Origin of the sequence: Tenacibaculum tangerinum, from assembly GCF_029853675.1 — a bacterium.
GTDB lineage: Bacteria > Bacteroidota > Bacteroidia > Flavobacteriales > Flavobacteriaceae > Polaribacter > Polaribacter tangerinum_A.
The window spans coordinates 968,977-982,500 of sequence record NZ_CP122539.1 but is presented as its reverse complement, the minus strand read 5'-3'; the positions used below and the strand labels follow the sequence as shown (position 1 = coordinate 982,500).

Below are 13,524 nucleotides of genomic sequence, written 5' to 3'. Positions count from 1 at the left end.
GAGTTGGACTGACCTCTAGTGTATCTGTTGTCTCGCCAGGGGCACTGCAGAGTAGCTACGTCGGGAAGGGATAAGCGCTGAAAGCATATAAGCGCGAAACCCACCACAAGATGAGATTTCTTTAAAGGGTCGTGGAAGATCACCACGTTGATAGGCTATAGGTGTAAGTGCAGTAATGTATGTAGCCGAGTAGTACTAATAACCCATAGGCTTATGTATAAAGCCTCCCCCTTTTTTGTAAAGGAAGGGGGAGCGAAACTCTTTGATGATTTATGATATGATTTTACTAGTATGTTAACTTATAAGCAGCGAAAGAGCTGCAGTTGAAAAGTTAGGTAGTTAAAAGTTAAAAAGTTAGTAGATAACTTTTACACTTTATAAACCAAGAAACTTTCCAACTCAAAACTTAAGGTGATTATCGCAATGGGGCTCACCTCTTACCATTCCGAACAGAGAAGTTAAGCCCATTAGCGCCGATGGTACTGCCACTGGTGGGAGAGTAGGTCGTCGCCTTTCTTTAAAAACAAACCTCAATCTTTAATAGATTGAGGTTTTTTTATGCCCTCATTCTACGATACTAAAACCTTCTTTTTCTAAAATATGTTCCGTAATAGGTTTTAACTCCCGTAATGTTTCAGGATGTACCCCTCTGGCAGTAAAAAACTCTCGTTCTCCCTTTGCATTACTTCCATACCAATAATTCGGTTTTCCATCGGTAAAAAATTTCATTCAAAAATCATTAAAATCAAAAGTTTAGTTTTCATAATATTGCATTTTAAATTAATGTCTGTAAATATTGCTTTAACTTTTGGAGAAGTCAATACCTATAACTAAGTGTCTTAAATGTTTGCCAACGGTTAGTGGAGTAACTACTTACAAAGGGGGGATGTTCATTCCTGATTGTTTCAATTCTACAATCATCGTCTTAAATTCATAACTGTGAACTCGTTTTTCCATAATTCAAATTTAGTACTTATAGACTTGTAAAAATTGTACCAACAAAAGTAGTTACTCCACAAAGAGCAGAATTATTATTTAACCTTTATCCAAACATTGAACGAGCTTATAAACACACTTTAGAGTTTAGAGGTATCTATGAAGAAAAGTAGAAAGTAAAAGCTAAAAAACAATTTGAACATTGGTTTGTGGATACAGAAAAATTAAAGTTTAAAAACTTCAACACATCAATTAAAAGTATTAAAAATCATTTTGATACGATGTTGAATTTCTTTGACAATAGAAATACCAATGCAAATGCAGAATTTTTTAACTCTAAGATAAAACTCTTTAGAGCCAATCAAAGAGGGGTAAGAGATACTCAATTTTTCCTCTTTAGACTTGAAAAATTATTCGCTTAATCCCCATAAAAGTTACTTGACTCGTTAATTTTAAACCGAAAATTAGTACCTTTGAAATCCATAAATGCGGTTATACTTAATGGTTTGTTGAATTTGACAAAACCTTTCGTCTAAAAAATTATATGTCCAAATTACCCAAAGAGAATAAATTTATTGATCTTTCAGACTATGGAAGACCTGTCGCTAAAGTTATCGCCAACGCATTAAAAAATACTGCTGTTACCCCTATTCACGTTACTATTGGATTTATCATATCTGGTCTGCTTGCTATTTATTGTATTATCAAATGTTATTATTGGTTAGCTGCATTCTTTCTAGTTATTAAATCAATTTTAGATGCTGCTGATGGCGAATTGGCTCGCGTAAAACAAAAACCATCGTATACAGGTCGTTATTTAGATTCTGTAGCAGACATTCTGTTAAATGCTTTATTTTTTATTTCTATCTGGTATATTTCTAATACGAACATTTGGATATGCCTTTTAGCATTTATAGGCTTACAGTTACAAGGCACCTTGTATAATTACTACTATGTTATTTTAAGAAATAAATTTCATGGCGATACTACCAGTCGTGTGTTTGAAAATAAAACACCCCTAGCATTAGAGGGAGAAAAGCAACAGCATGTGAATATCCTTTTTGGCTTGTATAAACTGTTTTATGGTGCTTTTGATAAAACCATTTATGCCTTAGATAGTAATGCAAATAAAGGAACAGTATTGCCCAATTGGTTGATGACGAGTGTTTCTACCTTTGGTCTGGGTTTCCAACTCCTCATTATTGCAGCTATGCTTGTATTAGGTTTAAAAGCCTCTATTCTGCCTTTCTTTTTAGTTTACACAGTAATGATTTTTGTTTTTATTGGTATTCGAAAGTTGTTCTATCAATAATAAAAGAGAAAGCTAACTCATCCTCAATACAGACTACATAATTTTAATCGCTAAATATAAAAGTCTCTAAGTAATCAGACGTTATTCAGAACCCTTTGAACTTAAAATCATATCGCTACCAGACCTCGAATCAGTGATCCATAGCAAAAAAGCAACAAAAAATACCATGAATCTATACAACCAAATAAGATAATCTGTATTTTTAAACTATGAAACGCAAAATATGGTATATAAACTATCAGTTTAAAATTTCCCTAAGCTCAGGAATTACTTATAACCATATTTAAGGACTTAACATCAGAAAACAAAAAAATGATTAAAAAATTAGTATTGATTATTTCCCTAACAGTCTTTTTTTCTTGTCAAAAAGAGCAAAAAAACAATGATGAACTTTACAAATCAAATGCATTTACGATTTATAAAGATAAAGTAGTACAAGGCGAAAATGCAATGGAAGTCGTGTCACCAACTCACTTAAAATCCAACTATCGAAGTCCTGCAAGTAAAACATTTTCGAGGTTAGTTAAGTTTAAGTTTTCAATTAACGAGAAGGATAATGAGTTAGCACCAGGTGCAGATCATTGGGTGATTATTGGCGAAAATGAGCATGAGTCGGAAGTCGTGACTTTTGGTGCAAAGCCAAAACCAATGCCCGATAATCCTACTACCTATTTGCCAACAAATTATACATATACGTTTAAAGTTGATGTATCTCCTGTGCTAAAGCAGTTTGAGGAAAAAGGATTTTATCAGACTTTCAATGGAACAAAAGTAGCGAAAGCCGATTTTAAAGGATTTTACATCGCTGGTGGTGCTGAACCTTTAACGTGGGATTTTGTGAACTTAGATAATCAAGGATTAAAATTACAGCCGACAGATAACAAAAATATTTACAGTATTACCATAACGCTGAATCCTTATAATGAAGCAGATGCACAGGATAAAGAATGGAAAATATCAGAAGATATTTCAAATCGTCCGCAATATGTGTCAAATCAGCCAATTGTTGATGCGTTGTTTAATTTGTCTTTAGAAGAAGCAATTAAAAATATTGAACCCGATAGAACCTTAAGAACCGGTGCAAAATGGGGTGGCGTTTGGACCCGTGATGTAAGTTATTCCATTTTATTAGCGTTTGCATACCACGAGCCAGAAGTGGCTAAAATTAGCTTACGAAAAAAGGTTAAACGTGGTCGAATTATTCAAGATACGGGTTCTGGTGGTGCTTGGCCTGTTTCTTCAGATAGAACGACTTGGTGTTTGGCAGCTTGGGAAATTTACAAATTAACTGGCGATAAGGCTTGGTTAAATGAGGTGTATCCAATTATTAAAAATACGTTGGAAGATGATTATAAAACGATTTATGATAAGCGATTTGGTATGTATTCGGGAGAGTCATCGTTTTTAGATTGGCGAGAACAAACTTATCCTAAATGGATGGACAACCGAGATATTTATGTGTCGCACAACTTAGGAACCAATGTTGTACATTATCAAGCACATAAGATTTTGGCGGCAATGGCAAAGCTGAAAGGAGAAGATGCAACGGTTTACAATCAGCGAGCAGCGAATATCAAAAAAGGCATCAATGACTATTTATGGATGAAGGACAAAGGATATTATGCACAGTTTTTATATGGTCGCGAGAATTTAATTTTATCGCCTCGATATGAGGCTTTGGGTGAAGCTTTGGCAATTTTGTTTGAGGTTGCTGATGATACACAAGCAGCTTCGATTATTTCGAAATCACCAATGACAGCGTTTGGTGCCACTTGTATTTATCCGCAAATTCCTGATATTCCGCCGTATCACAATAACGGAATTTGGCCTTTTGTGCAATCGTATTGGAATTGGGCAGCAGCAAAAACTGGAAATGAAGACGTTTTAAATCATGGTTTGGCAAGTATATATCGTGCAGCAGGTTTGTTTTTAACGAATTATGAAAATATGGTTGCTGAAACTGGTGACTTTTTAGGAACAGAAATCAACTCGCATCGAATGCTTTGGAGCATGGCTGGTAATTTAGCAATGGTTCACCGAGTGTTTATGGGAATGAAATTTACCACAGAGGGTTTGGCGTTCAATCCTGTTATTCCTAGTGCTTATGATGGTGAACGCACGTTGTCGAATTTCAAATATCGCAACGCAACGCTAAATATTAACATTAAAGGTCATGGTACCAAAATTAAATCTGTGCGCATTGACGGAAAAACACAAGACAAGGCCTTTATTGAACACGACGCGAGTGGAACACATGAGATTTTTATCGAAATGGCGAATAATGATTTTCCAAATAAAGGGATCAATAAGGTGGAAAACCACTTTACACCAACGACAGTTTTAGCAAAAAAAGAAGGTGATTGGGTAAAATGGCAAGCCATGAATACCGCAAAAGAATATCGTATTTATAAAAATGGTAGTTTTTTAAAAACAACAACACAAACGGAATTTAAGAATGATGAAGATCTGTATGCTTCTTATATGATAAGTGCCGTTGATACGCAAGGATATGAAGGTTTTGCGAGTGAACCTGTAGTTTTTGCAAAGGAAGCACGAACAATTGAAGCAGAGGAATTTGCCGTTTCTTCTTCCTTGCCTTACAGCAATTATTCAGGCAATGGTTTTGTAGAGTTATCGTTACATAAGAATAAGGAAATTGTTTTCACTTTTGAAATTGAAAAAGACGGAACTTATTTATTGGATTTCCAATACTCAAATGGTAGCGGCCCTTGGAATACAAATAATAAATGTGCTATTCGTAGTTTAACGGTTAATGATAATTTTGAAGGTGTAATTGTAATGCCACAACGAGGAAAAGACGAATGGTCAGATTGGGGTTTTTCTAATATTCATCAAGTACCCTTGAAGTCTGGTATTAATACGGTAAAAGTACATTTTGAGGATTGGAATAATAATATGAATGTAGATGTAAATACAGCAATGTTAGATTATTTGAGAGTAATTCAAATTAAATAACATGTAGCATACAACAATGGACTAAAAAGTAATTCTCAGCTTTATAAGCTTTACATTCTTGTGTCTATTTATATGTACGCTTCCCCAAAAATAGGACAGTTATAAATTATAAAGTATGTTTACATTCTTCTTCTATTTCAGGAAAAATATTTTATCCCTAAATCACATTAATAATAAAAAAGTTGAAAAGGTTCTTTACTCAATTGTAGTGTTCATATTTGTGAATTATTTTTTACATGTTTAACTCAAGTCTTAAAAAGAGATTTTAATACATTTTAAATAGAAGTTATCATAGGCTCAAATTATTTAATTTTAAATTTTATTTTTGCAGCCAAATATTGTAGAATGGTTACTAAAATATTAATCTTTATAATAATACAGTTAGTTCCCCTTTTTGTATGGAGAAACTTACTAAATAGAAAAGGTATTACTGTAGATTACAGGTTGATTCTAAGTTATTTTATTTTTGGCTCTTGGTTTGGCATGATGGGAGAGCTTTTTTTATTTAAAATTATAGAATGGATTTTTAAAGAGCCTATATGGCAGTATAGGGTTATGCCAATACATGATGGTATTACTTCGTCTTTCGGCCCTATCATGTGGGGAATTTCAGCTGTATATATATGTTTTCATAAAAACTATCAACTTTTAAAGATTAAAAATAAAAATCCTTTAGTTTTATTTCTTTCTGAGTCTTTTTTTCTTTTAATTCTTGAACTTATATTTAATTTTGTAGCCTATCTTATTTTTAATAATTATTACTTCTATTATTTTGTTCCAGATTTGAATCACTGGTCTAGTTTTACTAATTTACCATTTTGGTGGATGGGGTATAAAGCAATAGTTAAATATTCAACAGTAATGTATAAAGAAGAAAAATTAAATATAGCAATTGCAATTATCATTTTAGTTGTACTATATTCATATTGATGAATGGAGTTAAGTAGTGTAATTATTTTGTTTTAGGCTATAAAAAGAAGCTATATATACCGTAGAATTTTTAGAGCTTAATGCAAAGGTGTCAGAGTATTAATACTATCTAAATTCAAAGATAAACCCCACCAATTTTTGGTGGGGTTTATCTTTATTTATGTTTTCTAGAAGTTTAGAAATACAATAACCTAAGTATTATACACTATAAGTGAATTACCTCATCATACGCATCGGCAACCGCTTCCATAACCGCTTCACTCATCGTTGGGTGAGGATGAATTGCTTTTAATACTTCATGCCCCGTAGTTTCTAATTTACGTCCTAAGACAGCTTCGGCAATCATATCGGTAACACCCGCACCAATCATGTGGCATCCTAACCATTCACCGTACTTAGCATCGAAAATTACTTTTACAAAACCGTCAGGAGTCCCTGCTGCTTTTGCTTTACCAGAAGCTGAGAATGGGAATTTCCCAACTTTTAACTCGTAGCCTGCTTCTTTTGCTTTTTCTTCTGTTAAACCAACAGAGGCAATCTCAGGTGTAGCATAGGTACAACCCGGAATATTTCCGTAGTCAATAGCTTCGGTATGTAAACCAGCTATTTTTTCAACACAAGTAATTCCTTCTGCAGAAGCAACGTGCGCTAGGGCAGGACCAGGAGTTACATCGCCAATGGCATAGTAGCCTGGAATGTTGGTTTGGTACCAATCGTTTACTAAAATTTTATCTCTATCGGTAATAATACCAACTTCTTCTAAACCGATGTTTTCAATATTGGTTTTAATTCCAACAGCCGATAATACGATATCTGCTTCTAAAACTTCTTGTCCTTTTTTAGTTTTTACAGTAGCTTTTACACCGTTACCAGAAGTATCAACAGATTCTACAGAAGAACTTGTCATTATCTTTATTCCTGCTTTTTTGAAAGAACGTTCCATCTGTTTTGAAACATCTTTATCTTCAACAGGAACTATATTAGGCATAAACTCAACAATAGTTACCTCAGTTCCCATTGAGTTATAGAAGTGAGCAAACTCAACCCCAATAGCACCAGAACCTACTACAATCATTGATTTTGGTTGTGTTGGTAAGCTCATGGCCTCACGGTATCCGATTACTTTTTTACCATCTTGAGGTAAACTAGGTAATTCACGAGAGCGAGCTCCTGTAGCAATGATAATATGGTCTGCACTATATTCTGTAACCTTACCATCGTTATCGGTAACATCTACTTTTTTTCCAGTTTTAATCTTTCCAAAACCATCGATTACGTCGATTTTGTTTTTCTTCATTAGGAATTGAACACCCTTGCTCATTCCTTCAGCAACACCACGACTACGTTTAATCACGGCCTCAAAATCTTTATCGATTGCTTCTGCTTTTAAACCGTATTCATCAACATGTTTTAAATAATCATATACTTGAGCAGATTTTAATAATGCTTTGGTAGGAATACATCCCCAGTTTAAGCAAATTCCACCTAAGTTTTCCTTTTCAACTACAGCGGTTTTAAATCCTAATTGAGAGGCTCTAATCGCAGTTACATAACCTCCAGGACCGCTTCCAATTATTAGTACGTCGTATTTCATGATATATTTATTTTACTTGTTGTTTGTTTATGATTTAATGTGTTTTATGGATTTAACACAATGTCTTTAATGTTTTTCTTTTTTAAATATTGCCCCATTGCATAGTTAATTACCATATGTACAAATGCAATTGCAACAATAGTATGCGGTGTAATTCCAAAAAATTTATATGGAAAATAATAGGTCCAAACACCTAAGTTAATTGAAGCAATTTCACCAAGAGAAGGATATACGATAACAGCAAATAAAACAAGGTATAACTTTTGTTTTCGTGTTACGCTTTCGGATGCGATAAAAACTTTTCGCTCTAAATTATACATAAAAGAAAAGGCTAGCATCCAAACCAAAAGTAGGTAATGAGGAAGTTGACTATTTATGTCATGATATTCCCAATAACCATATTTTGTACCAAAATATTCTATTGTTACTCCTATAACCCCGGTAATTAACATCCCAGTTATTATAATATTAATATTATCTACTTTATGCTTTTTGAAATTATAAATTCTATATATTATTCTTGCAGTTAAAATTACTACTAATAGAAGTTGATATTCGTGCAATAAACCAATAATAATACCTGCTATAACAACTTTTATAGCATAAAGCATTAATATTTTGAAATTCGTTCTAAATAACTGTTTCATGTTAAACTACATTCTCTCAGGAACCTGAATTCCTAGTAAATTAAATGCTGATTTTATCGTTTCAGTCTTTTCTTTGTTAATTTGTACAATTTTTATTAAAAAATTCTACAGCACCTTTCATACCATTCAACTTTTTTCGTTCTTCAAGAGATAAGTCTACAAAAACTTTACATTTTTTAAAGAACTTATTATAAATCTTAGCATCATCTTTTTCGTTTCTTAATGGGGAAACGACGGTAGTATCATCTTCTCCAAAATAATAAATAGTGTAAGTATCCGAACCATTAACTCTAGGAGTCATATTCCCACCAGAATAATTAAAATCACTATAAACAACTGTCTTGATTGAACTATATAAACTTAATTTACCAAGAGTTTCTATTTTTAATAAAAGAATGTTGCCTTTTGATATTTTAAACACATATTCATCTCCGTTACTAAAAATTAATTTCTTAGCTTGTTCGTGATCATATTTTTTTCTTCCCTTCTTTTTCTAATTTGAATAGTATTTTTTTCTTAGAAGCCTTTGCAAATCCTACTATTTCAGTGCTATCTCTTAATATTAATTTAGCTTCTTCAAACTTGTCTTGTGAAAAGATATTTGAGGTGAATAAAATCGTTGCTATGAAAAGTATTTTTTTTAAGTACATTACTATTTTTTTATTTTTTATACTAAAATCACTACATTCTCTCAGGAACCTGAATTCCTAGTAAATTAAATGCTGATTTAATGGTATCAGCTACTTTTTTAGATAACTGAACTCTGAATATTTTTTTGTCTTGATTCTCTTCTCCTAAAATCGATACGTTTTGATAGAAGGAGTTAAACTCTTTTACCAAATCATACGTATAATTAGCAATCACAGCTGGTGAATAATTACTCGCTGCTTGCTGAATTACTTCAGGATACAATTCTAATTGCTTGATGAGTTCTTTTTCTTTTTCGTGTAAGTTCACTTCGACTCCGTTCAGTGAACTACTATAATCAAAATCAGCTTTACGTAAGATGGACTGAATTCTTGCATAGGTATATTGTACAAATGGTCCTGTATTTCCTTGGAAATCTACCGATGCTTGTGGGTCAAACAAAATTCTCTTTTTAGGGTCGACCTTTAAAATAAAGTATTTTAAAGCACCTAATCCGATAATTTTATACAGTTCCTCTTTTTCCTCTTTTGAATAACCTTCTAGCTTTCCTAGTTCTTGTGAAATTTGACGAGCCGTATTGGTCATTTCAGCCATCAAATCATCAGCATCTACAACCGTTCCTTCACGAGACTTCATTTTTCCTGAAGGTAAATCGACCATTCCGTAACTCAAATGATACAACTGTTTTGCCCAAGAATATCCTAATTTCTGTAAGATTAAGAACAACACTTTAAAGTGGTAATCTTGTTCGTTACCAACAGTATATACCATTCCGTTTACATCAGGAAAATCTTTAGCACGTTGTACCGCAGTACCAATATCTTGGGTCATATATACGGCAGTTCCGTCTGAACGCAATACTAATTTTTCATCTAATCCTTCATCAGTCAAATCACACCAAACTGAACCGTCTTCTTTTTTGAAGAAAACACCGTTTTGAAGTCCTTCTTCAATAATATCTTTTCCTAATAAATAGGTATTGCTTTCGTAATATAATTTGTCAAAGTCAACTCCGATATTTTCATACGTAACGTCGAAACCTTCGTACACCCATCCGTTCATCATTTCCCAAAGAGCCACCACTTCTGTATCTCCAGCCTCCCAGTTACGCAACATTTCTTGGGCTTCAACGAATAAAGGTGCTTGTTTTTTAGCATCGTCTTCAGAAATTCCTTTAGTAACTAATTCAGTAACTTCTTTTTTATATTCTTGGTCGAACTTTACATAGTAATTACCAACCAGTTTATCACCTTTTAACCCTGTAGACTCAGGAGTTTCGCCATTTCCAAATTTTTGCCAAGCCAGCATCGACTTACAAATATGAATACCACGGTCGTTGATAATTTGTGTTTTATACACTTTATGTCCCGCCGCTTTTAAAATTTCAGCAACCGAATACCCTAACAACACATTACGAACGTGCCCTAAGTGCAACGGTTTGTTGGTGTTTGGCGAAGAGTATTCTACCATACGAGCATCGGTTTCATCTTCTTTTACAAAACCATACGATGCATCTGCAGCTATTTGATTGAAAAAGTTTAAGTAGAAAGAATCGTCAACTACCAAGTTTAAAAAACCTTTTACGACGTTGTAGCTCGTAATTTCGTTAATGTTTTCAACCAGATACTTTCCTAAATCTTCACCAATTTGAACAGGGTTTCCTTTCTTGTAACGTAGCAGCGGAAAGACAACAATAGTAATGTCACCTTCAAAATCTTTACGGGTTGCTTGAAATTCAACATTAGGAATCTCTACATCATACAAGGCTAAAAATCCTTCTTTTACCTTCGTTTCTAGTAACGATTGAATATTCATTTGTTCTTTTTAATGGTCGCACAAAATTAGTGTTTTTAATTTTTTCTTCCCACGATTTGCCCCATGATTTTTTAAGATGGAATACTCTATGACTTCAAAGGTGCTTTTGTACCTTTGTGCCATGGATAGAGACCTAGAAAATTTACCAAAATTAGCTAAAGACGCTTTACAAGAAAATAAGAAGTATTTTCAACGATTAAAAAAGCGTACCCCGAAGCGGTTAGATTTGCTAATGCAAGAGTTGCATGAGGAAGAGTTTGAACGCACCGACTGTTTAGCCTGCGCGAATTGTTGCAAAACCACGTCACCTATTTTTACTGAAAAAGATATTGAGCGTATTGCAAAACACTTACGCATGAAGGTGATAGATTTTATCAATCAATATTTACAGCGAGATGAAGATAATTTCATGGTGTTGCAATCGGCTCCTTGTACTTTTTTAGATGCATCTGACAACACTTGTTTTATTTACGATGTGCGTCCGAAAGCCTGTTCAGAATATCCACATACCAATCGAGAAAAAGTTCATTCAATTAGCCGATTTAACGATTAAGAATACTGAGGTTTGTCCTGCAACCTACAGAATAGTTGAAGAGTTAAAAAAAAGACTGCCTTAAAAAATTAAAAAATCGATTTAATCATTCCAAAAAGTGCTACAGCAAGTATAAGTAGAAGAACAAATATAAATGTGCTGGTAAAAGCCATTAATAATGATTCAGTCTTATTTGGAGTCCTGATAATTCTATATGTTAGAAACATTATAAATAAATATATAATTGGATCAAAAATTAAGGGAAGCCTAAAACAAATAAAACTAATTGTAGCGACAAGAGTAGCTTGACCTAAAATAAAACAACTTACAGCTAATAGTTCTATAAAGTTATATCTAAAAAATGATTTTAATGATATTGCTAAAGGAACAATAGAAAATATCCAAAAGTACCTAAAATAAGTTCTTATAAATAAACCAATTTCATAACCAATGGATTTTAACGAATCATTATTCGGTTCAATATAACTACTAGATACTTTTGGAATTTTTAAAAAATTAACTAGGATTAAGTATATAGTAATGGATAGAAATAGAAATGAAATAGGGTTAAATATACCTTTTCTTTTTCCGTTTAAATATTCCAATATTAATTTTTTAGGATTAATCATTAAGGCTTTAATATTGAATAAAAAACCTTTATCCATATTGGTTATTGTTGAAAAAGAGTCTTTTATAAAGCTTGTAAAGTTTATAGAGTTGTTACCGCTTTTTTCACCACAATTTGAACAATAGTTTCCATTATGTTTTTTTCCACAAGAAACGCAAGTCATTTTAATGTAAATTTATTCACTTATTTATACTTTGTTCTATAACAAAGCTAAGAGAATTATTTGGTTACAAAAGTTTTTTTTTTATTTACATTAATTTATTTCTAAAAAAATGAAGCATATCTTATCTTATAATTTTTTTGACCTATTAATTAGGTAATTTTCCTATTTTTAGACAAAAATAGAACACCTTGGAAACGCTTATACATTATTTTGAAACCGTTCCTTCAAGTCATAGAAGTATACTTTTAGTTGGTGGAATTACATTCTTTTGGTTGTTGGAAAGTGCTGTGCCTTTATTTCGTTTTAAATACAATAAATGGAAGCATGCATGGCCTAACTTATTTTTTACAGCGACTACCGTGATCATCAATTTTGCGTTGGCATTTGTATTGTTAAAAACAGCCGATTGGGTGCAAGCAACTAATTTTGGATTGATTAACTGGCTTCCTGAAATGCCTTTATGGTTATATGTATTATTGGGGGTGTTGTGTTTAGATTTCTTCGGCGCCTATTTAGCGCATTTGGTAGAGCATAAGGTAAAACCTTTATGGATGGTACACTTGGTGCATCATACCGACCATAAGGTAGATACTACCACCGCAAACAGACATCACCCAATAGAGAGTGTTATTCGTTTTACTTTTACCTTGCTAGGTGTCTTTTTAGTAGGAACGCCTATCGGAATTATCATGCTGTATCAATCGATGTCGTTAGTGTTCACGCAGTTAACACATGCTAATATTAAGATGCCTAAGAAATTAGATAAAGTATTGAGTTATGTAATCGTTTCGCCCGATATGCACAAAGTACACCATCACAACCTCTTGCCTTATACCGATTCTAATTATGGAAATATTTTCTCTATTTGGGACCGAATATTAGGAACCTACATGGAGTTGGATAGAGAAAAAATAGTATACGGCGTAGATACATTTCCTGACGAAGAGAAAAACTCCAGTTTAAAAGAATTATTAAAACAACCTTTTCAAGGGTATCGAAAGCCTACGAATATTGAAGGTTTAAAATAAAAGTAAAGGTAAATTTAAAAGAATTTACCTTTACTTTTCTTCCTTTACCTACGGAGTCCGTCTATAGGGAAGAGTAATTTTTCTTCTTCTTTTTCTACTACAGCTATTGGAGTGCAGTGAACGGAACTTCCAGATAAATCTGAATCAGATACAAACTGATCATTTCCTTCTCCCCAACATAAATATTCTTGAGCTCCTCCATTTATCTTAGCTAAAGAATCCTTTTCTAATTTTTTTACTCCTTTTAAGTTAAAAACACTTTTTTTCATGATTTAAATTTTATTATGATTTATAATGTAGACAAAACTATAACCG

12 protein-coding genes, 2 rRNA genes and 2 pseudogenes (1 of these 16 only partly in view) are annotated in these 13,524 nt (G+C 32.9%); 8 read left to right on the top strand and 8 right to left on the bottom strand.

What is annotated here, in order from left to right; all coding sequences use genetic code 11:
• Together P8625_RS04165 and rrf are read left to right on the top strand one after the other, a co-directional pair.
• Window positions 1-219 (top strand): 23S ribosomal RNA (locus P8625_RS04165); it begins 2,655 nt to the left of the window's first position.
• Window positions 220-407: 188 nt separating this feature from the next.
• Window positions 408-516 (top strand): 5S ribosomal RNA (rrf, locus tag P8625_RS04160).
• A gap of 48 nt (window positions 517-564) precedes the next feature.
• On the opposite strand, the gene P8625_RS04155 is transcribed toward rrf, so the two are convergent.
• Entirely contained in the window at window positions 565-729 is a 165-nt protein-coding gene (locus tag P8625_RS04155) for a hypothetical protein (protein WP_279652233.1), read from the bottom strand.
• 398 nt (window positions 730-1,127) lie between these two features.
• On the opposite strand from P8625_RS04155, the pseudogene P8625_RS04150 reads away from it, so the two are divergent.
• From P8625_RS04150 to P8625_RS04135, 4 genes and pseudogenes are all read left to right on the top strand, one after another.
• A pseudogene (locus tag P8625_RS04150) lies at window positions 1,128-1,358 on the top strand (transposase); the annotation flags it as partial.
• 122 nt (window positions 1,359-1,480) lie between these two features.
• Entirely contained in the window at window positions 1,481-2,248 is a 768-nt protein-coding gene (locus P8625_RS04145; protein ID WP_279652232.1) for a CDP-alcohol phosphatidyltransferase family protein, read from the top strand.
• Between the two features lie 312 nt (window positions 2,249-2,560).
• On the top strand, window positions 2,561-5,224 hold the full coding sequence (locus P8625_RS04140; protein ID WP_279652231.1) for an alpha-L-rhamnosidase-related protein: 2,664 nt from the start codon (window positions 2,561-2,563) through the stop codon (window positions 5,222-5,224).
• Between the two features lie 345 nt (window positions 5,225-5,569).
• Window positions 5,570-6,154 (top strand): hypothetical protein, encoded by a 585-nt coding sequence (locus tag P8625_RS04135; RefSeq protein ID WP_279652230.1) that lies wholly within the window; start codon window positions 5,570-5,572, stop codon window positions 6,152-6,154.
• A 205-nt stretch (window positions 6,155-6,359) separates the two neighbouring features.
• Here P8625_RS04135 and lpdA read toward each other — a convergent pair whose 3' ends face one another.
• From lpdA to argS, 5 genes are all read right to left on the bottom strand, one after another.
• On the bottom strand, window positions 6,360-7,748 hold the full coding sequence (lpdA, locus tag P8625_RS04130; protein WP_279652229.1) for a dihydrolipoyl dehydrogenase: 1,389 nt from the start codon (window positions 7,746-7,748) through the stop codon (window positions 6,360-6,362).
• 44 nt (window positions 7,749-7,792) lie between these two features.
• Window positions 7,793-8,395 (bottom strand): hypothetical protein, encoded by a 603-nt coding sequence (locus P8625_RS04125; protein ID WP_279652228.1) that lies wholly within the window; start codon window positions 8,393-8,395, stop codon window positions 7,793-7,795.
• 76 nt (window positions 8,396-8,471) lie between these two features.
• Entirely contained in the window at window positions 8,472-8,816 is a 345-nt protein-coding gene (locus P8625_RS04120; RefSeq protein WP_279652227.1) for a hypothetical protein, read from the bottom strand.
• A gap of 46 nt (window positions 8,817-8,862) precedes the next feature.
• The gene (locus P8625_RS04115; RefSeq protein ID WP_279652226.1) at window positions 8,863-9,045 is read right to left on the bottom strand and encodes a hypothetical protein; all 183 of its coding nucleotides are present in this window, start codon (window positions 9,043-9,045) and stop codon (window positions 8,863-8,865) included.
• Between the two features lie 31 nt (window positions 9,046-9,076).
• Entirely contained in the window at window positions 9,077-10,858 is a 1,782-nt protein-coding gene (argS, locus tag P8625_RS04110; RefSeq protein ID WP_279652225.1) for an arginine--tRNA ligase, read from the bottom strand.
• A gap of 121 nt (window positions 10,859-10,979) precedes the next feature.
• On the opposite strand from argS, the pseudogene P8625_RS04105 reads away from it, so the two are divergent.
• Window positions 10,980-11,475 (top strand): annotated as a pseudogene (locus P8625_RS04105) (YkgJ family cysteine cluster protein).
• Window positions 11,476-11,479: 4 nt separating this feature from the next.
• On the opposite strand, the gene P8625_RS04100 reads toward P8625_RS04105, so the two are convergent.
• The gene (locus P8625_RS04100) at window positions 11,480-12,181 is read right to left on the bottom strand and encodes a DUF3667 domain-containing protein (RefSeq protein WP_279652224.1); all 702 of its coding nucleotides are present in this window, start codon (window positions 12,179-12,181) and stop codon (window positions 11,480-11,482) included.
• A gap of 188 nt (window positions 12,182-12,369) precedes the next feature.
• Here P8625_RS04100 and P8625_RS04095 point away from each other — a divergent pair, with 188 nt between their 5' ends.
• Window positions 12,370-13,209, top strand: a complete 840-nt coding sequence (locus P8625_RS04095) for a sterol desaturase family protein (protein WP_279652223.1) — start codon at window positions 12,370-12,372, stop codon at window positions 13,207-13,209.
• A 44-nt stretch (window positions 13,210-13,253) separates the two neighbouring features.
• Here the strand turns inward: P8625_RS04095 and P8625_RS04090 are convergent, their stop codons facing one another.
• Entirely contained in the window at window positions 13,254-13,478 is a 225-nt protein-coding gene (locus tag P8625_RS04090; RefSeq protein WP_279652222.1) for a hypothetical protein, read from the bottom strand.
• Window positions 13,479-13,524: the final 46 nt, after the last annotated feature.

Bases quoted from the DNA above. Each gene is read 5' to 3' on its own strand.
- P8625_RS04155 (WP_279652233.1), bottom strand. From the start codon at position 729: ATGAAATTTTTTACCGATGGAAAACCGAATTATTGGTATGGAAGTAAT.
- P8625_RS04145 (WP_279652232.1), top strand. From the start codon at position 1,481: ATGTCCAAATTACCCAAAGAGAATAAATTTATTGATCTTTCAGACTAT.
- P8625_RS04140 (WP_279652231.1), top strand. From the start codon at position 2,561: ATGATTAAAAAATTAGTATTGATTATTTCCCTAACAGTCTTTTTTTCT.
- P8625_RS04135 (WP_279652230.1), top strand. From the start codon at position 5,570: ATGGTTACTAAAATATTAATCTTTATAATAATACAGTTAGTTCCCCTT.
- lpdA (WP_279652229.1), bottom strand. From the start codon at position 7,748: ATGAAATACGACGTACTAATAATTGGAAGCGGTCCTGGAGGTTATGTA.
- P8625_RS04125 (WP_279652228.1), bottom strand. From the start codon at position 8,395: ATGAAACAGTTATTTAGAACGAATTTCAAAATATTAATGCTTTATGCT.
- P8625_RS04115 (WP_279652226.1), bottom strand. From the start codon at position 9,045: ATGTACTTAAAAAAAATACTTTTCATAGCAACGATTTTATTCACCTCA.
- argS (WP_279652225.1), bottom strand. From the start codon at position 10,858: ATGAATATTCAATCGTTACTAGAAACGAAGGTAAAAGAAGGATTTTTA.
- P8625_RS04100 (WP_279652224.1), bottom strand. From the start codon at position 12,181: ATGACTTGCGTTTCTTGTGGAAAAAAACATAATGGAAACTATTGTTCA.
- P8625_RS04090 (WP_279652222.1), bottom strand. From the start codon at position 13,478: ATGAAAAAAAGTGTTTTTAACTTAAAAGGAGTAAAAAAATTAGAAAAG.